Origin of the sequence: Sutcliffiella cohnii, assembly GCF_002250055.1 — a bacterium.
GTDB lineage: Bacteria > Bacillota > Bacilli > Bacillales > Bacillaceae_I > Sutcliffiella > Sutcliffiella cohnii.
In genome coordinates this window covers 3,225,404-3,247,642 of record NZ_CP018866.1, presented here as the reverse complement: position 1 = coordinate 3,247,642, position 22,239 = coordinate 3,225,404, and the positions used below count along the sequence as shown (strand labels likewise).

Here is a 22,239-nt window from a genome sequence, read left to right as displayed (position 1 = left end):
ATCCAAACAAAACAAAATTTCCTCCAAGGCTTGGTCATATTAGAGCCGGACAAGTCATATGATGGTACAAACAAAGCGGGGGGAAGGGGTCTATATGAACGATCGAGTTAAAGAATTTAAAAAAAGAGCGGCGAAACGAAAACACGATCGCTTAAACAACCGTGTCAAACAAAAACAAATAACGTCATACGTCATGAAAGAAGACGAAAAATATGGAGGACAAACATCGTACACTTCCGTATACGAAGGTGGAGGCTCGAACGAACATCCGCTCTTTCATAAAGAAGTCTTTTTATTTAAAGTATTAGCTTCCGCAATTTTAGTACTAGTTATTGCTATTATGTTCAAACAACCACAAGCAGTATTAGATAAACCACGTCAATTTGTGGAACGTTCCATGGAAGAAAGCTTTCAATTTGCAGCCTTTACGAATTGGTATGAAAATCAATTTGGTGATGCTTTAGCACTCTTTCCTGGAACAGGTTCCAAGTCAAGTAACGAGCAAACAGACATTCAATATGCCGTGCCAGCATCAAGTAGAGTGATGGAAAATTTTGAAACGAACGGTCAAGGCATTATGGTCGAAACAGACGTGCATGCTCCCGTAACTGCTATGAACGAGGGCTGGGTTACATTTGCAGGCAATAAATCAGATACAGGAACAACGGTTATTCTACAACATGTCGACGGCTCTTACAGCTGGTATGGACAGTTAGGAAGTGTCGATGTAAAACTATTTGACCTTGTACCAAAAGGAACAGAAGTAGGAAGAACGAGCGCATCAGAAGATGGAACGAAAGGTGTTTTTTATTTTGCCATTCAAAAAGACGATCAATTTATCGATCCTACACAGGTGATATCATTTGAATAGATACGTTAACGTATTACGAAAAATTCATATTCATCCGGTTTTTTGGGCGATTATCGGATTATCCATCTTAACTGCGAAGTTTTGGGAACTACTTCTTTTGTTTTCAATCGTTCTTGTTCACGAACTAGGACATGGGTTTGCAGCAGCTCATTTTAAATGGAAAATAAAACAAATATTACTATTACCTTTCGGCGGTGTCGCGGAAATGGAAGAACACGGGAATAGACCAGTTAAGGAAGAAGTTATTGTTATCTTAGCTGGTCCATTTCAGCATGTGTGGCTTGCTATTCTCGCATATTTCCTATATATCGGGGAAGTCATTACCCTACAAACATTTGAAATGTTTTTTAGTTTTAATGTGATGATTCTCGTCGTAAACTTATTGCCAATTTGGCCGCTAGATGGTGGAAAGCTATTATTTATTCTCTTAAGCAAGTACTATGCCTTTTCGATTGCACATGAAAAAGCATTGCGCTTTTCTTTTTTCTTTCTAATTGCTTTTTCTATTTTATATTTAATCGTTGCACCGCTACACTTAAACGTTTGGATTATCGTAGCCTTCCTTCTTTTTTCATTAATTCAAGAATGGCGACAGCGTCATTACGTGTTTATTCGTTTTTTACTTGAAAGGTATTACGGAAGGAAAAATGAGTTTACGAGCTTAAAGCCAATTGTTGTAGATGAAAAGGATAAGTTATTGCAAGTGCTGTATCAGTTTAAACGTGATTGTAAACATAGTATCGTCGTTATGAAAGGAAACGCGAAACAAGAACCACTTGATGAAAATGAATTATTACACGCTTATTTTGCGGAAAAGTTGACGTCGATTAATATTGGAGATATTCTGTATTCATATTAATCGAGGTAGTGAGGAACTATGGAAAAAGAAATTTGGATGAACGTAAGTGGAACGGAAAAGCGTATTGCAATAAAAGAAAAAGATAAAGTGGTAGAATTTTTCATCGATCGACCAACGTTAAAAAAGACAGAAGGAAATATTTATATAGGTCGGGTCATAAAAGTATTGCCAGGGATGCAAGCAGCCTTTGTCGACATTGGGGGCAAGGACCCTGGCTTTCTTTATCGTGATCATATCGCATCCTATCAAGTTTCTACTCTTAAAAGATCTGAGAAGGAAAAGACGAGTATTTCAAAATGGATACATGAAGGAGAAGCGGTTGTCGTTCAAGTTGTGAAAGAGGGAGAAGGAATGAAAGGCCCTAAATTAACTGGGTTAATTGAGTTTCCTGGGGAATATATCGTTTACCAACCATTTGGACGATTCAAATCAGTTTCTAAAAAAATGAATAAGGATGAACGAGAAAAGTGGCGATTGCTAGCTAATTCTTGGTGCACGAAAGAAGAGGGCATCATTATTCGAACTTCATCTGAGGGGAAACAAGTGAACGTTGTGGAACAAGAGCTACAACAGCTTCAACAGGAGTACATAGAAATTCAAAAGAAGGCGGACTATCCTTCCAAAGTGCCTCAACTTTTAAAAGAAGACCAAAATATCGTAAAAAAGGTTATTCGTGATGTCCAAAAGGAAGAGATTAGCCGAATTGTAGTCGATGACAGTGACACGTTTCAATGGTTAAAAAAGCATGAATACAATGTCCAGTTTTATTCTGGCAAGGAAAATATTTTTTCAAAACATGGAATAGAGGAAGAGTTAAATAAAGCACTAAAGCGAATCGTTTGGTTGCCGAGTGGAGGCTACATCATTATTGAACATACGGAAGCGATGACGGTAATTGATGTTAACTCTGGAAAGTATACTGGAAAAACAGAGCGAGGGGCGACCTTTTTAAAAGTAAACGAAGAAGCCGCTCGAGAAATCGCCAAGCAGCTTCGTTTACGTAATATCGGTGGGATTATTATTATCGATTTTATTGAAATGAAACATGAAAGTGAACGGGAAAAGGTGTTAGCTGCTTTTAAAGAAGAAATAAGAGCAGATCGCGCAACGGTCATTCCTGTCGGTTTTACACAGTTAGATTTATTACAAGTTACGAGAAAAAAAATTCGCGAACCGTTAACCCAGCTGTTAATGGATAAATGTAACTGTTGTAATGGTGCTGGAATGGTTAACTCCGTAGAGACCGTTGTATATAAATTAGAACGGGAAATTGCAGAGCAAAAAGGAAAAGATATAGAGGCGTTTGTTATTGAAGCATCAACAGACGTAATTAAAATGCTTCCTAATCAAGTTCTACCGTACCAAATTTACTTTCACCCAGTGGAAAAAAATCCGTTTTACAACATTCGCTTTGTTGGTAGTGAAGAAGAAGCAAAGAATCGAATACAATCGTTGAAACATATTGACTAAAAGCTTTATATTATGCTATGATGTTCTTTGTTAGTTTGTAGCGCACCGTGCTACAACCGCTCAGTTAAGGTTTACAAGGATAACATTCGTGTTAGACACCTGACACTGGCGAGTCTGAGTCTATGAGGAGGTGCAAGTATGTACGCAATTATCGAAACTGGTGGTAAGCAAATCAAAGTAGAAGAAGGTCAAGTAGTCTACATTGAAAAGCTTGATGCTGTTGAAGGTGATACAGTTACTTTTGACAAAGTTCTTTTTGTTGGTGGCGAAAACGTTAAAGTTGGTAGTCCAGTAGTAGAAGGAGCTTCTGTAACGGCTAAAGTTGAAAAACAAGGTCGTGCGAAAAAGATCACTGTATTCAAATACAAAGCGAAGAAAAACTACCGTAAAAAGCAAGGTCATCGTCAACCATACACGAAAGTTACTGTTGAAAAAATCAACGCGTAATGTGGTGTAACTAATGGTTAAAGTAAAGATTAGACGAAACGAACATAATGAAATCGAATCGTTTACAATCAGTGGACATGCTAATTTTGCGAAAAAAGGATCAGACATCGTATGTGCTGGAGTATCTGCTGTTTCATTCGGAGCAGTAAATGCTATTATCTCCTTAACCGGAATAACTCCTGCCATTGAGCAAGGAGCAGACGGATTTCTTCACTGTTTGATTCCTACAGATTTAGATGAATCAACAAAAGAAAAAATTCAATTGTTACTTGAAGGCATGCTTGTCTCTCTAGAAACAATTGAACGTGATTATGAAAAATATATAACCATTTCTAAATAGGAGGTGGATCTCAATGTTAAGATTAGATCTTCAGTTCTTCGCTTCCAAAAAGGGAGTAGGTAGTACTAAAAACGGTCGTGACTCTATCTCTAAACGTCTAGGCGCTAAGCGTGCAGACGGTCAGTTCGTTTCTGGTGGATCAATTTTATACCGTCAACGCGGTACTAAAATCTATCCAGGTGAAAACGTAGGACGTGGTGGAGACGATACGTTATACGCTAAAGTTGACGGCGTTGTTAAGTTCGAACGTTTAGGTCGTGACCGCAAACAAGTTAGCGTATATCCTGCAGCTCAAGAAGCTTAAACACTATGATAAAACTCTAGCCGTTTTGGTTAGAGTTTTATTTTTTGCTCTGCGAGATTGTACAGGGGTATATGCAAAGGGTTGAGATGATAAGGCACAGCTAGCGCAATGAATAGTTGTATAGCTAGTTTAGAAAACGAACAAAGGGCTACTATTCTTATAATACATATATTTTTCTTCCCCTTTCTTTGTTATAATTTGAATATACATAGACTTCGAAAAAAGTAGGAGAAATTTTATAATGACTAAACGGGATACAATAGAAATATTGCGCCATACAAGGCACGATTGGTTAAATAAAATCCAATTGATTAAAGCTAATTTAACGCTACAACGATTTGAAAGAATAGATGAATTAATTGAAGAGATCGTGATGGAAGCGCAGCATGAATCATCACTGTCTAACATTAATGCTCCAAAGTTAGCGGAGTTGTTTTTGACGTTTCATTGGGACCCTAAAATGTTCAAGCTAGAATATGAAGTATGGAATAGTGATATCAATCTTGGAGAATTTGATGAAGCGCTATATTATACGTTTATTTCCATGTTTGATATGCTAGAAGAAGTTTTGGACGAAATAAACGATAATAATCTTTTAGTAAGTATTCAAAAGGATGAAAACATAATCCGTTTCTTTTTTGATATAAGTGGAATAATAAAAAAGAAAGCTTCAGTAGAGAAGTGGTTTGCTGAGCAGTCTTTATTCAATGTAGAAAATAAAACGATAAACGAAAAAGAATGTACGTTTGAATGTATATTACACAGTAAGTAGTTTTTTTAATAGTAGATCGGAGTGAAAGAAATGTTTGTCGATCAGGTCAAGATTTATGTTAAAGGTGGCGACGGAGGGAACGGTATGGTTGCGTTCCGTCGTGAAAAATATGTTCCAAAAGGTGGACCAGCTGGTGGAGATGGCGGAAAAGGTGCGGATGTCATTTTAGAAGTAGAAGAAGGATTACGTACGTTAATGGATTTCCGTTATAAGCGCCATTTCAAAGCACCAAGAGGTCAACACGGGATGAGTAAAGGGCAGCATGGTCGTAATGCGGAGCCGTTAATTGTTAAAGTTCCACCGGGTACGGTTGTACTAGATGAACAAACGAAAGATGTAATAGCGGATTTAACGATTCATGGACAACAATTCGTAGTAGCAAAAGGAGGCCGCGGTGGTAGAGGGAATTCTCGATTTGCAACTCCGGCTAACCCAGCCCCGGAAATTTCAGAAAATGGGGAACCCGGCCAAGAGCGAGATGTTATTTTAGAATTAAAAGTATTAGCGGATGTTGGACTAGTCGGATTTCCAAGCGTAGGAAAATCTACATTGTTATCTGTCGTTTCATCAGCGAAGCCTAAAATTGCTGAATATCATTTCACGACAATTGTTCCTAACTTAGGAGTGGTTGAAACAGATGACAATCGAAGCTTCGTCATGGCAGATTTACCAGGACTAATTGAAGGTGCGCATTCTGGTGTCGGTTTAGGACATCAATTTTTACGTCATATTGAAAGAACACGCGTTATCCTACACGTAATTGATATGGCTGGCACAGAAGGCCGTGATCCATACGAAGATTACGTGACGATTAATAAAGAACTGGAAGAATATAATCTTCGCTTAACAGAAAGACCACAAATCATTGTAGCTAATAAAATGGACATGCCAGATGCTGAAGAAAAATTAGCAGAGTTCCGCGAAAAAGTAGGAGAAGATATAACAATATTCCCTATTTCTGCAATTACTCGTTCTGGTGTTCGTGAATTGTTATTTGCAGTGGCAGATGAACTTGAGGATGCGCCAGAATATCCGTTACATGATTTAGAAGAAATTGAACAACGTGTATTATATAAGCATGAAAAAGAAGCTCCACAGTTTACAATCACGAGAGACCCTGCTGGTATATGGGAGCTTTCTGGATTTGAAATTGAAAAGCTATTCCAAATGACGAATTTCGAACGAGAAGAATCGATTCGTCGCTTTGCTCGTCAAATGCGTGGAATGGGTGTTGATGAGGCACTACGTGGAAGAGGAGCGAAGGATGGCGATATCGTTCGTATCATGGAGTATGAGTTTGAGTTTATAGAGTAGAGAAACAGGAAAGAGGGGAGCTTTTGTCCTCTCTTTTCTTTCATATTGTTTATGAAGGGGGGATGGTCATGCTAGATGAAAAGTTTTACTTAGTACGTGAAGATATTTTACCAGAAGCAATGAAAAAGGCAATCGATGCGAAAGAAATGTTAGCGCGTGGAAAAGTACATTCCGTTGCTGAAGCGGTAAAAAGAGTAGATTTAAGTCGCAGTGCTTTTTATAAATATCGGGACGCAGTATTTCCTTTTCATATGATGGTAAAAGAACAAATTACGACTTTGTTTTTTCATTTAGAAGATCAAAAAGGGGCGCTATCTCAGCTACTATCTATCGTAGCTAACGCAGGCTGTAACGTTTTAACCATTCACCAAACGATTCCATTACAAGGAAAAGCGAATGTGACGTTATCTTTAGATATGTCTGGATTAAATGAAGATATAAATTCATTACTAGGAACATTAAAAAAGTTAGAATTTGTTGATAAAGTAGAAGTTTTGAGCTCGGGTGCTTAAGGATGTACATATCCTTAAGCATTTTTTATATTAATTTCCCTCATAGGAAAATAGAATGAAAAGTAAAAATATTATTGCTTTATTAATAGAATCATAGTAATTTTAATATAGAATGATAGCGTTTGCATAAATATTCTTTTTTGCTGATAATAGCGGTTTTCTTTTATTACTACAATTTGCGCAAACGTTTTCACAATAATTTAAAAATGGAAGGGGTACACGTATGACTAGCAAAAGGTTTCGTAAAGCTTTCTCGATTTTTTTATCGCTTTTATTGTTAATCTCGATGATTCCAAGTTACATACCTACTGTAACAGCGGAAACAGTAAAGAGTCCTGTTATTAGTGAAGATGGGACGATAAGTTTTTTCTATGAAAATAGTGAAGCCGAAAGAGTTCGAGTCGCTGGCAGTTTTACTAACTGGGCAGCCGACGCAATTGAAATGGAACAAGTTGAAGGTGGAATATGGACGAAAAGTATTCAGCTTCCTCCTAATACGTATGAATATAAATTTATTGTAGATGAAGACGTTTGGATCACTGATCCGTTAAACGAAAGTTATCAAAATGGGAACAGTAAGTTCGTTGTATTAGGAGAAGGAAATGAAGAAGAAGACCCCTCTTTACAACGGTATATCGAATTTACTTATGAAAGACAAGATCAAAACTACGAAGGCTGGAATCTTTGGGTTTGGGGTACTGGTGTAAAAGATGACGAAATTCTCTTTTCAGAAATAAAGGATGGGAAAGCGATTGCTAACATTGCTGTCAGTCCTTCCGCTGATAATGTTGGATTTATCATTCGAAAAGGTAATTGGGAGCAGAAAGACATTGATGCTGACCGAAATATTGTATTAAGCAAAAATGAAAACGTTACGAAAGTCCGTGTGCAGAGTGGACAAGAAAGCTTTTTTACCGTTCCAGATATAGTTGGACCTTCGATTGAGAATGGCGATGCGCATTTCTTTTATCGAGATTCAGAGCTTTTTAAAGCAAATGAAATGGAAAGTATAGAAAAAGTGGAGCTTTCTCTATTAGGCGAACGGTACGAAATGACAAGAGATAGCGAAAATGAGTGGTTTCACTTCATTTATGAAAATATCCCACAAGGGGAGCATGAATACAGCTTTTTTGTCACGAAAGATGGCATAACAGAGGAAGTTCTGGATACTTATAATACTATTGATGGAAAATCAATTATTACACATGGGCAAGTAGATGTTCAATTGACGGGATCTGTACAACCGGATTCAATTAACTATAACGAAAATGCGGTTATAGCTGTCCAAGTGGAATCCGATGAGGAAGTTACATTTCGTGAAGTTTATGTTGATTTATCTAGTATTGGTGGAAGTAATAAAGTAAAGATTGATCGTGAATTAATGGAGATCTCGATTGCGGTGGATCAACATGTTACAGCTGGCACGAAAACATTGCCGATAGTAGCAACAGACCAATTTGGAAACAAACATGAAGCAGAAGTAACACTTGAAGTGAAAGCAAGAACTTTTACAGGTGAAGAAGCTGACTTTGATTGGGATGAGGCAGTTATTTACTTTTTATTAACAGACAGATTTTTTGACGGCGATTCCTCTAATAACGACCCGTACGGAATTGGGTACGATACATCCAAACGAGGAACGTTTCAAGGTGGAGATTTTAAAGGAATTACCCAAAAGCTAGATTATTTAGATGAGTTAGGTATTAATACGATTTGGATTAATCCAATAGTAGAAAATATTAAGTTTGATGTGGGGACTCCAGTGCCAGGAGAACCGTATTATGGCTACCATGGTTATTGGGCTAGTAACTTTAGTGAGTTGAATCCACATTTTGGTACAATGGCTGACTTCCATGAGTTAATTGATGAGGCACATGCACGTGGAATAAAAATTATGGTGGATGTTGTATTGAATCATGCCGGTTACGGGTTAAAGCAATCGGATGCAAAAAATAGTAGTATACCACATTATCCAACAGAAGAAGACCGTGCTCGATTTAGCGGGATGCTCCGTGAAGGGGATAATGTAGGTGATGCAACGGTACGTGGGGAACTGGCTGGATTACCGGACTTTATTACAGAGGATGCGGATGTAAGAGAACAAATCATTCAATGGCAAGTAGATTGGATTAATAAATCAAGAACAGTTAATGGAAATACGATTGACTATTTCCGTGTCGATACGGTCAAGCATGTAGAAAATACGACATGGCAGGCTTTTAAAAATGAATTAACGAAAGATATGCCACAGTTTAAATTAATTGGAGAATCGTGGGGCGCACATATTAACGATGACCAAGGATATTTAAAGAACGGCATGATGGATTCGTTACTAGATTTTGATTTTAAAAATTATGCTCGTGATTTCGCGAACGGCCAGTTAGAAGCTGTACAAAATCAATTGGAAAATCGTAATAATAAACTATCCAACACAGCTACTTTCGGTCAATTTTTAGGAAGTCATGATGAAGATCGCTTCTTGAAATTAGTAGATGGTGATTTAGGTAAATATCAAGTAGCAGCATCTCTACAAATAACAGCAAAAGGTCAACCAGTTATTTACTATGGAGAAGAGCTTGGCTTACCAGGTGAAAATGATTACCCATACTATACAAATCGACCAAACATGCCTTGGGTTGAAGTAGAAGGTAATGAAGTATTAGAACATTATCAAAAGTTGCTATCCTTCCGAAATGTTAACTCGCAAATTTTCGCAAAAGGTGATCGACAAAAAATAGCAGGGTCTGATCGTGACAAATATTTAATGTTTTCTCGAACTTATAATGATGAACACGTCTTAGTAGGCTTAAATGTTGATAATACGGAAAAACAAGTAGCTCTTCATTTCGACTCAAGTGAAGCTGTCGTAACAGACCATTATGCGAATAAAACGTATACAGCTTCCGAGGAAGGTACTGTAACGATCCCGATTCCAGCTAAAGAGGATGGCGGAACGGTGTTACTTACTTTTAATGGTGACGAATTACCAGTTCCTCTACCGAACGATGCAGGGGAAATAGGTGAAAATACACTTCGTATTCACTATCAACGAACGGACAATAGTTATGAAAACTTAGGGTTATGGTTATGGGGAGATGTACAATCCCCATCTGATAATTGGCCATCTGGTGGGACACCGTTTTCTCCAAATAACGTAACGGACTATGGAGTTTATGTAGATGTACCGATAAAGAGTGATGCGTCTAATATAGGGTTCTTAGTTCTAAATAGAACAAATGGGGATAAAGATGGTGGAGACAAAGTAGTACAATTATTCTCATCTGAAATAAATGAAATTTGGATTAAAGAAGGCTCTGACGAAGTATTTTTATACGAACCAGTTGACTTACCAGCAAACACTGTTCGAATTCACTATGATAGAACGAACAGCGACTATGATGGTTGGGCAATGTGGAATTGGGGAGATGTTACTATCCCTTCAGAATCTGCAGGTTCATGGCCGAATGGTGCAACTGATGCAGCTGGTGTAAATAAATATGGTGCATATTATGATATTTCATTAGTGGAAAATGCAGAAACGATTGGCTTCCTTTTTGTTAATAAGGAGACAGGAGCTCAAACTGGTGATATGTCGTTTCAATCACTCGCTCAGCATAAAATGCTCTTCGTAAAAGAAGGAGAAGATGCAATTTTCACTGACCCTTACGGTGCTATTCCAATTACCCTACAGTCGGGTGAAGTAATTTCTGATAAAAAGATTTCTTTAACGTTCTCTAAAACGGAAGGTCTTGATGTAGAAAAACTTGCGGAAGAGTTGAAGATAAAAGATAACGAAGGAAATGAAGTCTCTTTCACACATATTACGGTTGAAGATAGTAGACGTGTAATCGTGCATGGAGAATTTGATTTAGAAAAAGTTCCGTACGAAATCACATACGGTGAACGTACAATCATCGCAAAAACAGGTTGGCGTCTAATCGATGAGATGTATGGATATGAAGGTAACCTTGGCGCGACATTATACGCCGACGGAACAGCGAGACTAAAAGTATGGTCACCAAAAGCAGATGATGTAACAGTAGTGTTATACGACAAGGATGATCAATTTGAAATAGTAACAGAAATACCGATGGAATTAGGTGACCGAGGAGTATGGTCTATTACTCTATCAAGACAAAATACAGGACTCAGTAGTCATAAAGGGTATTACTATCACTATCGAATTACACACGGCGAGGAGGCTAAATTAACATTAGATCCTTACGCAAAATCGATGGCTGCATGGAGTCACGAAATGGACTATCCCGTCGGAAAGGCTGCCATTGTGGATCCATCTAACATTGGTCCAGAATTAGACTATGCAACTATTTCAGGATTTGAAAAACGTGAGGATGCGATTATTTATGAAGTTCACGTTCGTGACTTTACGTCTGATCCTAATATTGCTGACGAATTAACTGCACAATTTGGTACATTTGCGTCATTCGTGGAAAAATTAGATTATATCGAATCGTTAGGGGTAACACATATTCAATTGTTACCGGTAATGAGTTACTTCTTTGGTGATGAGCTTAGTAACTATGAAAGAATGTTGCAGTACGCTTCGACAAACACGAATTATAACTGGGGTTATGACCCACATAGTTATTTCTCCTTATCCGGTATGTATTCTGAAAATCCGAATGATCCAGAACTAAGAATAAGAGAGTTTAAAAACTTAATAAACGAAATTCATAAGCGTGACATGGGTGTTATTTTAGATGTAGTATACAACCATACTGCGAGAGTTTCTATTTTTGAAGATTTAGTGCCAAACTATTATCATTTCATGGATGCAGATGGTACTCCGAGAACAAGTTTTGGTGGTGGACGTTTAGGTACGACTCATCAAATGGCAAGAAGAGTGTTAGTAGATTCTATTTTATATTGGGTAGATGAGTTTAAAGTAGATGGCTTCCGCTTTGATATGATGGGAGACCATGATGCAGAAAGTATTCAAATGGCTTTTGATAGAGCAAAAGAATTAAATCCTAACATTGTAATGATTGGGGAAGGTTGGGTAACGTATGCAGGAGACGAAGGAGAGCCTGTTCAAGCTGCTGACCAACAGTGGATGCAATATACAGAGGCAGTAGGAAGTTTCTCCGATGAATTTAGAAATGAGCTCAAGTCTGGTTTTGGAAGTGAAGGACAACCAAGATTTATTACGGGTGGTGCTCGAAACGTACAACAGATCTTTGATAACATAAAAGCACAGCCACATAACTTTGTTGCTGATCAACCAGGTGATGTAGTTCCTTACATTGAAGCTCATGATAACTTAACGCTATATGATGTTATTGCTCAATCTATAAAGAAGGACCCAGATATTGAAGAAAACAATTTAGAAATTCATAAACGTATTAGAATAGGAAATGCAATGGTATTAACTGCACAAGGAACAGCATTTATCCATGCTGGTCAAGAATACGGACGTACAAAACAATGGAGAGCAGAAGCAACAGAGGCTCCGTATAAATCGACTTATATGGTGGACGAAAGTGGTAACCCATTCCTATACCCGTATTTTATTCATGATTCTTACGATTCGTCGGACATTATTAACCGTTTCGACTGGGAGAAAGTAACGAACGATGAATTGTATCCAGTTAATACGGAAACAAAAGATTATACTGCTGGGTTAATTGCTTTACGTAGATCAACGGATGCTTTCACACTCGGTTCAAAAGAGTTAGTAGATGAAAAAATTACAATGGTCGATGCTCCTGAAGTAAGAGAACATGATACTGTTATTGCGTACCGAAATGAAGCAACAAACGGAGATGCGTACTATGTATTTGTTAACGCTGATACCGATGTTAGAACGTTGTCGCTATCTGAGGATTTAACGGGTGGAACTGTACTTGTAGACGATGATGAAGCTGGAATAGTTGAAGTTCCACAACGTTCAGGTTTTGAACTGACGGACCAAAATATTGTATTAGATCCACTTACTACGGTTGTCATAAAAGTAAGTAAACTTAACGATGAAGAAGAGGAAGAAACACCTCCGGGAGAAAATCCGGGGAATGGAAACAATCCAGGGAACGGGAATAATCCGGGTAATGGAAACAACCCAGGAAACGGGAACAATCCTGGTAATGGAAACAGTCCAGGAAACGGGAACAATCCTGGTAATGGAAACAGTCCAGGAAACGGAAACAAACCTGGAGAAGGAAACAAGCCAGGGAAAGGTAAAAATGGTGGAGAGACTCCAAAAACAGAAGGTGCAAAACTTCCTAAAACTGCTTCATCCATTTATAACTGGCTTTTTATAGGTGCTATTCTTTTAGCTAGTGGTGGCGGTAGCATTTTTTATCAAAAACGTAGAAAAAATATTTAATAAGTGTACCAGTTAGAAAGTCGTTTAAAACTAGCGACATTGAGGTTGAGTTTTATGTTTTATGGAAAGTAAAAAGAAGCTGATTTTAGAATCAGCTTCTTTTTTATTCCATCAGCAAATTAGCTTCTTTTAGCGACTTTATTGCCGCTTCCATTTGTTCTTCACTATCGGCCTCTAACGTGTGTAAATGTGTTCCGTCTGTTAGCTGTGAAAGGTAAGACGCGTTTGTTTTTTCAATTTTTTTAATAAAATCGTCTACTTCTTTTCGATTTCTTACCATAACTGAAGCGGTTAAATCACCATAAACGGGATGTTCTATGATGACATCCTTTACAGTTACACCGTGATCGACAAGTAAATAAAGCTCTTCAATTGTTTGCTCTGGGGTATGATGAGATACAATAATTCTTTCAATTTTCTCTACTGGACCTGGTGGGTGCAAATAAACATACCCTTGACTTGTAGCTAATATCGGTTCCTTTTTCGCTTTTAACAGGGAAATGTCCTGAACAATCACTTGTCGACTAACGTTTGTCCGTTTTGCGAGTTCACTACCAGTTAATGGTGCTGCTTCTGTCTTCAACCAGAATAGTATTTTTTGCCTTCGGTCATCTCCTAATATTTTTTTCTCTTTATTCATAGGGTTTCGCTACTCCTTTACAACCATGTATTTACAATTTTTTCTAACGTTTGTACAGTAAATTTAATATCGTCTATCGTCGTATGTTTTCCAAAAGAAATTCGAATAAGTTCTCTTGCTTCTTCATCTGATAAACCAATTGCCTTCATGGATCGACTCGGGTTTTGAGCCCCTATTTGGCATGCACTCCCTGTCGAAATAGCAATTTGCGCTCGATTACATTCTAGCATAATATGCTGACCTTCTATACCAGCAAATCTAAGTGCGACAATGTTTGGTAATGATTGTGTCATACTTCCTTCTATTGTGACAGAATTTATTTTCTCTTTTAGTATATGAATGAAATATTGTTTTAACGTTGCTATTCTATCCATTTCTTGTACTCTTTCTTCCTTCATTAGCTGAGCTGCAGTAGTAAAAGCTGCAATCCCTGGAACGTTTACCGTCCCTGGACGCATTCCACCTTCATGAGAAGCTTCTTCATAGATGGAAGACCACGGAACTTTAGGGTTAATGTATAAACACCCTACACCTTTAGGGCCATACAATTTATGAGCAGAGATGGACAGACTATCTAAATGAAAATCATTAACATCAATAGAAAGCTTATTATACGTTTGAACACAATCACTATGAAAAAGTATATTTTTTTCTTTTAAAAGTTGCCCAATTTCTCGAAGTGGTTGAATGGTACCTGTTTCAGAATTGGCGTGCTGGATAGAAACGAGACACGTATTAGGTCGAATAGCTGACCCTAAATGCTCCATCTCTACTTGACCTTCTTTATTAACATCCAAAAAAGTAACGTCGTACCCATTTTTTTCAAGCTTCTTAAACAAATGATAAATAGAAGCATGTTCCACTTTCGTAGTAATAATGTGCGTTCCTTTTCTTTTATTACCATTAAGCAATGTTTCAATAGCTAAAATATTTGCTTCACTACCACTACCAGTAAAGTAAATGCCATCACGATGACCACCAATGTCTTTTGCTATTTCAGCTCGGCAATTATTTAATAAATCCTGTGCAGTCGTTCCTAAATCATGTAAACTACTAGAATTTCCATACATCTTCATTGCAACATGACTAAACACTTCTACTGCTTCTTTTCTCATCGGAGTTGTTGCTGCGTAGTCTAAATATATCATGTGAAATCCTCCTAATATCTTTTTGATTTCTCGTTAAAATATAAAATTATTAAATTAAAACTATATGAAAGTAAAAAACTCTTGTTATTATTTTAAATTTATGTAAATATAGGTGTCAAGACACCTATATTTACAGGAGGCCCAAAATGGCTAACAAACAAATAGACGTTATAGTTGTTGGAAGTGGCTTAGCTGCTTATATGACAGCTAAACATTTAAGTGAGCGTATGAATGTGATGATTTTCACAAAGTTGACGAAACAAAACAATAATTCAAATTTAGCCCAAGGTGGAATTGCAGCAGCAATCCGTTCTGATGACCATTGGGTACATCATTTTGAAGATACGATAGAAGCAGGAGTACACCATAATAACCGTGATGCCGTCACCATATTAACGATGGAAGGTCCACGAGCAGTTCAATCGATCATTGATGAAGGAATGGAATTTGATTATGAACCTTCTGGAAAATTATCGTTTGGGCACGAGGGAGCACATAGTCATAGACGTATTATTCATGCTGGTGGTGATCAAACAGGAAAAAAAATAATGGAGTTTGTACAAAAAAGAGTAAATGTTGAAATGAAAGAAAATGAAACAGTCGTTCAACTGCTTGCTCATGATAACACAATATACGGGGTCCAAACTATTGCGAATGATGGTAGTCGTAACGTCTATTATGCACCTTCTGTTGTACTTGCTACTGGAGGAGCAGGAGGATTATTTTACTATACTTCTAACGATCCTTCTATAACTGGAACTGGGTTAGCGATGGCATATGAAATCGGTGCTAAGCTAGTCGATTTAGAATTTATGCAATTTCATCCAACGCTCTTTTCGATTGGTGGAAAAGCGGTTGGCCTTATCTCGGAAGCTGTCCGTGGAGAAGGTGCCTATCTTGTAAATAATGCTGGGGAACAGATAATGAAAGGGAAGCATCGCCTCGAAGATTTAGCTCCAAGAGATGTTGTTGCGAGAGTCATTTACAAAGAAATTCAAAAAGGAAATCGTGTATTTCTGAACATAAGTCTTGTTGAAAACTTTATGAGCAGGTTCCCTTCTATTACTTCTTTATGTAAGCAGTACGGAATTTCTTTAGAGAAGAATTTAATTCCGGTTGTACCTGGAGCACATTTTTTTATGGGTGGAATTGAGACGAACATCCAAGGCGAAACGAGTGTAGAAGGACTTTACGCGGTTGGAGAAGCAGCGTGTAATGGTGTACATGGAGCCAATCGACTGGCAAGTAATTCGTTATTAGAATGTCTCGTTTTTACGAAAAGAGTAGCAGAATGCATCATGCGTAAAGGGTCAGTTGTAGAGAATATCCAACTTGTACGTAATAACAAAAACACTCCCTATTCACCGTATTTTCCATTACCAAAAAAGCGGGAGATTCAACAAAAAATGATGGACTACGCTGGGATTGTACGAACGGAAGAAGGTTTATTAACGTTAAAAAGATGGTTGCAGCAATATGAACGGGCTTGGGAATTCCCGTTACAATACGAACAAAAGGAAGATATAGAAATAGCACAAATGTTACAGCTTTGTTTCTTAATTGTTCAAAGTGCATTGGCAAGAGAAGAAAGTCGTGGAGCTCATTACCGAGCAGATTTTCCATATGTGAAAAATGAATGGGAACAAAAAAAGGTCATCACTTGTAAATATGAAAGTCAACTAGTGTAAGAGGGGGATATTCATGAATCGAATACAACTGAAGAAAATGTTAGAACAATTTTTTATAGAAGATATCGGTAACGGAGATTTGTCCGTGCAGTTTTTATTTTCTAACACAATTGGCTCTGGAAAGCTAATTGCAAAAGAGGATGGGATATTCGTTGGAGAAGCGGTTATTTCGGAAGGATATCAATTATTAGACTCTAATGTAGAATGCACTTTTTTTCGTAAAGATGGAGAGGTGGTCCAAAAGGGTGACGTAATTGCATCTGTTCAAGGAAAAATGGAAGCTTTATTAACAGGGGAAAGAGTAATTTTAAATGTTATTCAACGGTTAAGCGGGATTGCAACCTTAACCAATAAAGCAGTTCAGCTGCTAGAAAATAGTGAAACAAAAATATGTGATACGAGAAAAACAACACCAGGACTTCGAATGCTTGAAAAGTATGCAGTGAGGTTAGGCGGTGGTTATAATCATCGTTACGGATTATATGACGGTGTCATGATTAAAGATAATCACATTGAATTTTGTGGTGGGATTACAAATGCAGTCCAAACCGTTCGAAACCACGTAGGTCATATGGTGAAAATAGAAGTGGAAACAGAAACACGTGAACAAGTACTAGAAGCAGTTGAAGCTGGGGCAGATGTGATTATGTTTGATAATCGTTCCCCAAAAGAAATTCTCGAATTTAAAAAACTAGTACCTCCTCATATCGTAACAGAAGCATCAGGGGGAATTTCGCTTGAAAATTTAGCACAGTATGGAGAAACGGGTGTGGACATTATTTCATTAGGATTTCTAACCCATTCTGCTCGTGCATTAGATATTAGCTTTAATGTAGGAAATAAAAATACAAACTAAGAAGGTGAGTCGGATGAATATTTTAGACACGATTAAACTAGGTGGTCAATCATTACCAGATCGCTATCGAAATATGACGGTTGAGGAATTAGAAAATAGGGTGCGAGCGATAAAAGAACGATTAGGAGAAGAATTGTTTATTCCTGGTCATCATTATCAAAAAGATGAAGTAATTCAATTTGCAGATGCAACAGGAGATTCGTTACAGCTTGCTCAAGCAGCTGCAAAAACAACAGCAAAATATATCGTCTTTTGTGGCGTTCATTTTATGGCTGAAACAGCAGATATTTTAAGTACAGATGAACAAACTGTCATCTTACCAGATATGAGAGCAGGCTGTTCAATGGCTGATATGGCAGATATTCACCAAACAGAACGTGCTTGGGAAGAACTGCAAGCAATCTATGGAGACACAATCTTACCATTAACTTATGTTAATTCAACGGCTGCGATTAAAGCATTTTGTGGAAAAAATGGAGGAGCAACTGTTACAAGTTCCAACGCGAAAAAAATGGTAGAATGGGCATTTACTCAAAAAGAGCGTTTATTATTTTTACCTGACCAACATTTAGGAAGAAACACTGCGTTTGATTTAGGGATTCCTTTAGATAAAATGGCAGTTTGGGATCCAATTGCCAATCGTTTGGAGTGGGAAGGTAATATAGATGAGATTCTAGTGATTCTTTGGAAAGGTCATTGCTCTGTACACGAAAAATTTACAGTAGCCAATATTGAGCACCTTCGAAAAACAAAGCCTGAAATGAACATTATCGTTCACCCTGAATGTACGAGAGAGGTCGTTAGCTTAAGTGACTATGCTGGGAGCACCAAGTATATTATCGAAACAATTGAAAACGCAGCGAGTGGAACTTCTTGGGCAATTGGTACAGAAATGAATTTAGTAAATCGTATCATTCAACAACATCCCGATAAAGAGATCATCTCATTAAACCCATATATGTGCCCTTGCTTAACGATGAATCGAATTGATCTTCCTCATTTACTATGGGCACTTGAATCAATAGAAGAAGGAAACATAACGAACGAAATAACGGTTCCAAAAGACATCACTCAACAAGCAACCGCAGCATTAGAGAAAATGCTAGCCCATGCATAAATGGATAAAAGCGACATTAAAAATATAGTATTACTGGTTAAATAACAATATTTAATAACAGTGGAGAAAACAATTCGTTTTTTCCACTGTTTTTGTTTGTCGGATATTAAACCAATATAGCTTACAATTATGTATTATTTGTAAACTCCATATTCATCACTTTTATTTTAGTACGCTGTTTCGAAGAACAATCCAACAATTTAAAAGTCTGTCACTACAGACTTTTTAGTTATCCCCCGTTCTTTTTATTTAAAAAATGCATATGTTGTTGTGAGAAATAGTGGCAAAATGCCCAGTCCGTTCATAGACTATAAAGACTTTGCTAAGGAGGGAAGACCCTTGAAAATCCATATCGTACAAAAAGGAGATACTTTGTGGAAGATTGCCCAGAAATATAATGTGAACTTCGAACAATTAAAGGGTGCGAATTCACAATTAAGCAATCCTGACATGATTATGCCCGGAATGAAAATTAAAGTACCAACTGCGAGTGTTCCTGTTAAAAAGGAGGCTCCGCAAGTTCAAGGTGTTACTAAAGAAGCACCGATCATGAAGGAAGCACCAATCATGAAAGAGGCGCCAATTAAGAAAGAAGCACCAATTATGAAAGAAAAGCCGGTAGTAAAAGAAGCACCTAAGAAACCTTATGTGCCGAAACTACCGCAAATTAAACCATATTTTCCAGATGTGGACGTTAATAATTACTATTTCAACGTTCCGATAACACAACAAGCTGCTCAAATAAATATTCCTCAAGCTCCTCCAGCACCAATTTTGCCAATGGATATTGAGGAAAGTGAGGATTTTCCAGAAGAAATCAAACCAATTAAAATGCCTAAGCAGCCAGAAATGAAAATGCCTAAACAACCAGAAGTGAAAGGGGTTCAACAACCTATGTATCCACAAGCACCACTTCCTGCAGAATATTGCGTACCAACATCACCAGTTTTACCTGGTACTGGATTACATGGATATCCACATATGGCAGCACCAGCTGCCCATGGATATCCAATGATGCAAGCGCCAGCAACACATGGTTATCCAATGGGGGGAATGCCAACAGCACCAGCACACGGCTACCCAATGGGAGGAATGCCAACAGCACCAGCACAAGGATATCCGATGGGAGCAATGCCAACTGATCCAACTCAAGTAGCTGGGGTACAAGGAATGTATGAATCACCTGACTTTGATATGAATGATATGCATGATTTCCATGAAGGTAGTGGTTATATGCCGTTTGAAGGAGATCATACTGCAGTAGCAGGTGTTCAAGATATGGCAGATATGCAATGGTCCCCTGATATGACGGGGCAACAACAAATGGGTATGCCTGATATGACGTATGGAGGATTCCCAGGAGCAGCACCATACGGAGGAATGCCAACAGGTGTACCGTACGGAGGATTCCCAGGAGCAACTCCATATGGCGGAATGCCAGGCGGTGTACCATATGGTGGAGTACCAGCTGGAATGCCTTACGGGCCGATGGGGGGATACCCTTGTGTTCCAACATCACCAGTATTACCAGGCACAGGTTTAGCTCCAATGCACGGTGGCTTTCCTCATGGAGGAATGCCAATGATGCCACAGCATCCTCAAGCAGTAGCTGGGGTACAGGATTGTGGATGTGGACCTGGTCCGCAAGCTAGCCCATATGGAATGCCAGGACACTATGGTTATGGCTATTATCAAGCTCCTCAAAGAGAAAGAGCAGAAGAAGATTTTAACGGTCCAAACGATAACGAAGATGAAAAATAAAAATTATTTAATGAGAGGCGATTTAAATTCTAATCGTCTCTTCTTCTATTTAACGAAGGTAGAAAAATTGCAAATTAACCACGTAGATAAGATAAAGGAAAATTTATTTAAGGTAAAAACGTTTGATACAACCTTTATTTTAAAAGGATTTAAAGACGAGTTGACTGTCCGAATGAATGTAGCCATTAGCCAGCATTTACAACAAGAACGTTTTTTTCAATGTGTTAGCTACTACAAGTTTGTTAATGGTAACTACTACATCGAGCTAGATAACATGTTTTGGGCGATGACGACTTATATCCCACAAAGGAGGAACGTATCTTTTACTTACAAAAGGGACAGAGAAGCAGGACTCATGCTATTAAAAGCTCTTCACGATACGTCTAAAGATTTGTCTTTGTTAAAACAAATCGTCCCAACTGAACGAAACGTAGAGAATTGGCTTATTCGATTACGAAGATTTGAACAAAATGGTGCATTATTAATTGAACTATTTGGTGAACATACTATAAAAGATATCGTTAGTTACAGTAAACAATCGTTATTAGCGCTGCAACAATTACCTTTACCGGAAGAAAAACAAGTATTATTACATGGTGATGTAGCTAGTCATAACTTTCTAAAAGGTAAAGATGAGCAGTTTTACATTATTGACTTTGATTTAGCTTCTATCGGGCATAAAGAATGGGATTATGTTCAATTTACTAATCGGATATTACCATCGATAGGTTGGGATGAGAAAAAGTTTTTACAAATGCCGATACTTCCTAATCTTTTAAAAAGCAATCAACTCTTTAGGGTTGCCATAACATTTCCAATGGATATTTTGCGTGAAGGAAACAAATTTATTAATGGTCAATCAATCTATGCGGCTCATTTTCTTTCCTATTATGCTAAAACGTGGCAGTTGAGGAAGAAATTTTTGACGAATATAATCAAAGTGATAAAATAATAATTATTGATGTATAGGAGGAAACGAGCAATGGAAGAGAAAGTGACAAAGCTGGTAAAGTGGCTACAAGAAAAAGTGAAGGAAGCTGGATTAAACGGTGCAATAGTTGGGGTCAGTGGTGGAATCGATTCAGCTGTTGTCGCTCATTTGATTAAACGTGCATTTCCAGACAACTCTTTAGGACTAATAATGCCTTGTAAAAGTAGTGAAAAGGATGCGGAAGCAGCATTAGAAGTAATTGATAGTTGTGCTATTAACTATATGGTTGTTGATTTAACACAAACACATGAAATCATGTTTTCTGCAATAGAAAATGAATTAAAAGAAAAAGGAACATGGAATGAAGAAGCTGCTAGGTTAGGGGATGCTAACACAAGAGCACGTCTACGTATGACAACACTATATGCTGTAGCGAATAACTTCGGTTATTTAGTTGTTGGAACAGACAATGCTGCTGAATGGCATACAGGTTATTTTACTAAGTTTGGTGACGGTGGAGTTGATTTAGTTCCACTAGTTCACTTAACTAAAGGTGAAGTAAGAGAAATGGCGAAATATTTAGGCGTTCCAAATTCAATCATTACGAAACCACCTAGTGCCGGACTTTGGGAAGGGCAAACAGACGAAAATGAAATGGGTACAACATATACAATGATTGATAAATATTTAAAAGGCGAAGAAATTCCAGTTGAGGATAAAGAAATTATAGAGCGACTGCATAAACGTTCTGAACATAAACGTCAGCTAGCATACGCTCCACCAAAATTTTAAAATCGGTATTTGTTAACGTTCTTGGACGTATCTGACATTATAAAAACCCCTCTAACAAGTCATCATAAGAAAGA

The 22,239-nt window shown here is 37.7% G+C and carries 18 protein-coding genes and 1 other annotated feature; of the genes, 16 read left to right on the top strand and 2 right to left on the bottom strand.

The genetic code is table 11. The features are described from left to right. Positions 1-94: 94 nt before the first annotated feature. From BC6307_RS16300 to BC6307_RS16255, 10 genes are all read left to right on the top strand, one after another. Positions 95-871, top strand: a complete 777-nt coding sequence (locus BC6307_RS16300; protein ID WP_066414358.1) for a M23 family metallopeptidase — start codon at positions 95-97, stop codon at positions 869-871. Further along, complete coding sequence (locus BC6307_RS16295; protein ID WP_066414356.1) at positions 864-1,730, top strand: M50 family metallopeptidase; 867 nt, start codon at positions 864-866, stop codon at positions 1,728-1,730. Before BC6307_RS16300 ends, BC6307_RS16295 begins: the two co-directional genes overlap by 8 nt. Before the next feature lie 18 nt (positions 1,731-1,748). Then, positions 1,749-3,200, top strand: a complete 1,452-nt coding sequence (locus BC6307_RS16290) for an Rne/Rng family ribonuclease (RefSeq protein ID WP_066414354.1) — start codon at positions 1,749-1,751, stop codon at positions 3,198-3,200. 44 nt (positions 3,201-3,244) lie between these two features. Then, positions 3,245-3,326: a sequence feature (ribosomal protein L21 leader region), on the top strand. A 12-nt stretch (positions 3,327-3,338) separates the two neighbouring features. Then, positions 3,339-3,647, top strand: coding sequence for a 50S ribosomal protein L21 (rplU, locus tag BC6307_RS16285; protein ID WP_066414352.1), 309 nt, complete (start codon positions 3,339-3,341; stop codon positions 3,645-3,647). Between the two features lie 13 nt (positions 3,648-3,660). Beyond that, entirely contained in the window at positions 3,661-3,987 is a 327-nt protein-coding gene (locus BC6307_RS16280) for a ribosomal-processing cysteine protease Prp (protein WP_066414349.1), read from the top strand. 13 nt (positions 3,988-4,000) lie between these two features. Then, positions 4,001-4,291: a 50S ribosomal protein L27 gene (rpmA, locus tag BC6307_RS16275; RefSeq protein WP_066414347.1), complete on the top strand. Its 291-nt coding sequence runs from the start codon at positions 4,001-4,003 to the stop codon at positions 4,289-4,291. A 241-nt stretch (positions 4,292-4,532) separates the two neighbouring features. Beyond that, positions 4,533-5,063, top strand: coding sequence for a Spo0B C-terminal domain-containing protein (locus tag BC6307_RS16270; protein ID WP_066414345.1), 531 nt, complete (start codon positions 4,533-4,535; stop codon positions 5,061-5,063). 30 nt (positions 5,064-5,093) lie between these two features. Continuing rightward, positions 5,094-6,377: a GTPase ObgE gene (gene obgE, locus BC6307_RS16265; protein ID WP_066414340.1), complete on the top strand. Its 1,284-nt coding sequence runs from the start codon at positions 5,094-5,096 to the stop codon at positions 6,375-6,377. A gap of 62 nt (positions 6,378-6,439) precedes the next feature. Beyond that, positions 6,440-6,889, top strand: a complete 450-nt coding sequence (locus tag BC6307_RS16260; protein WP_094366333.1) for an ACT domain-containing protein — start codon at positions 6,440-6,442, stop codon at positions 6,887-6,889. Positions 6,890-7,112: 223 nt separating this feature from the next. Next, positions 7,113-13,232, top strand: coding sequence for a pullulanase (locus tag BC6307_RS16255; protein WP_084380312.1), 6,120 nt, complete (start codon positions 7,113-7,115; stop codon positions 13,230-13,232). A gap of 103 nt (positions 13,233-13,335) precedes the next feature. Here BC6307_RS16255 and BC6307_RS16250 read toward each other — a convergent pair whose 3' ends face one another. Then, positions 13,336-13,872, bottom strand: a complete 537-nt coding sequence (locus BC6307_RS16250) for a transcription repressor NadR (protein ID WP_066414336.1) — start codon at positions 13,870-13,872, stop codon at positions 13,336-13,338. 17 nt (positions 13,873-13,889) lie between these two features. Further along, positions 13,890-15,020: an IscS subfamily cysteine desulfurase gene (locus BC6307_RS16245; protein WP_066414335.1), complete on the bottom strand. Its 1,131-nt coding sequence runs from the start codon at positions 15,018-15,020 to the stop codon at positions 13,890-13,892. Between the two features lie 146 nt (positions 15,021-15,166). On the opposite strand from BC6307_RS16245, the gene nadB reads away from it, so the two are divergent. The 6 genes from nadB to nadE all read left to right on the top strand — a co-directional run bounded on the left by nadB (position 15,167) and on the right by nadE (position 22,165). After that, complete coding sequence (gene nadB, locus BC6307_RS16240) at positions 15,167-16,708, top strand: L-aspartate oxidase (RefSeq protein ID WP_066414333.1); 1,542 nt, start codon at positions 15,167-15,169, stop codon at positions 16,706-16,708. A gap of 13 nt (positions 16,709-16,721) precedes the next feature. Further along, the gene (gene nadC, locus BC6307_RS16235; RefSeq protein ID WP_066414332.1) at positions 16,722-17,564 is read left to right on the top strand and encodes a carboxylating nicotinate-nucleotide diphosphorylase; all 843 of its coding nucleotides are present in this window, start codon (positions 16,722-16,724) and stop codon (positions 17,562-17,564) included. 13 nt (positions 17,565-17,577) lie between these two features. Then, entirely contained in the window at positions 17,578-18,681 is a 1,104-nt protein-coding gene (nadA, locus tag BC6307_RS16230; RefSeq protein ID WP_066414326.1) for a quinolinate synthase NadA, read from the top strand. 339 nt (positions 18,682-19,020) lie between these two features. Next, a complete protein-coding gene (gene safA, locus BC6307_RS25565; protein ID WP_066414323.1) occupies positions 19,021-20,442 on the top strand; it encodes a SafA/ExsA family spore coat assembly protein in 1,422 nt (473 codons plus the stop codon). Beyond that, positions 20,363-21,394, top strand: a complete 1,032-nt coding sequence (locus BC6307_RS16220) for a phosphotransferase (protein WP_157729287.1) — start codon at positions 20,363-20,365, stop codon at positions 21,392-21,394. Before safA ends, BC6307_RS16220 begins: the two co-directional genes overlap by 80 nt. A gap of 30 nt (positions 21,395-21,424) precedes the next feature. After that, entirely contained in the window at positions 21,425-22,165 is a 741-nt protein-coding gene (nadE, locus tag BC6307_RS16215; RefSeq protein WP_066414319.1) for an NAD(+) synthase, read from the top strand. Positions 22,166-22,239: the final 74 nt, after the last annotated feature.

Coding starts and splice junctions, on each gene's coding strand:
- BC6307_RS16280 (WP_066414349.1), top strand. CDS start 3,661: ATGGTTAAAGTAAAGATTAGACGAAACGAACATAATGAAATCGAATCG.
- nadC (WP_066414332.1), top strand. CDS start 16,722: ATGAATCGAATACAACTGAAGAAAATGTTAGAACAATTTTTTATAGAA.
- nadE (WP_066414319.1), top strand. CDS start 21,425: ATGGAAGAGAAAGTGACAAAGCTGGTAAAGTGGCTACAAGAAAAAGTG.
- rpmA (WP_066414347.1), top strand. CDS start 4,001: ATGTTAAGATTAGATCTTCAGTTCTTCGCTTCCAAAAAGGGAGTAGGT.
- BC6307_RS16290 (WP_066414354.1), top strand. CDS start 1,749: ATGGAAAAAGAAATTTGGATGAACGTAAGTGGAACGGAAAAGCGTATT.
- BC6307_RS16300 (WP_066414358.1), top strand. CDS start 95: ATGAACGATCGAGTTAAAGAATTTAAAAAAAGAGCGGCGAAACGAAAA.
- BC6307_RS16270 (WP_066414345.1), top strand. CDS start 4,533: ATGACTAAACGGGATACAATAGAAATATTGCGCCATACAAGGCACGAT.
- rplU (WP_066414352.1), top strand. CDS start 3,339: ATGTACGCAATTATCGAAACTGGTGGTAAGCAAATCAAAGTAGAAGAA.
- BC6307_RS16255 (WP_084380312.1), top strand. CDS start 7,113: ATGACTAGCAAAAGGTTTCGTAAAGCTTTCTCGATTTTTTTATCGCTT.
- BC6307_RS16245 (WP_066414335.1), bottom strand. CDS start 15,020: ATGATATATTTAGACTACGCAGCAACAACTCCGATGAGAAAAGAAGCA.
- nadB (WP_066414333.1), top strand. CDS start 15,167: ATGGCTAACAAACAAATAGACGTTATAGTTGTTGGAAGTGGCTTAGCT.
- BC6307_RS16220 (WP_157729287.1), top strand. CDS start 20,363: ATGGCTATTATCAAGCTCCTCAAAGAGAAAGAGCAGAAGAAGATTTTA.
- nadA (WP_066414326.1), top strand. CDS start 17,578: ATGAATATTTTAGACACGATTAAACTAGGTGGTCAATCATTACCAGAT.
- obgE (WP_066414340.1), top strand. CDS start 5,094: ATGTTTGTCGATCAGGTCAAGATTTATGTTAAAGGTGGCGACGGAGGG.
- BC6307_RS16260 (WP_094366333.1), top strand. CDS start 6,440: ATGGTCATGCTAGATGAAAAGTTTTACTTAGTACGTGAAGATATTTTA.
- BC6307_RS16250 (WP_066414336.1), bottom strand. CDS start 13,872: ATGAATAAAGAGAAAAAAATATTAGGAGATGACCGAAGGCAAAAAATA.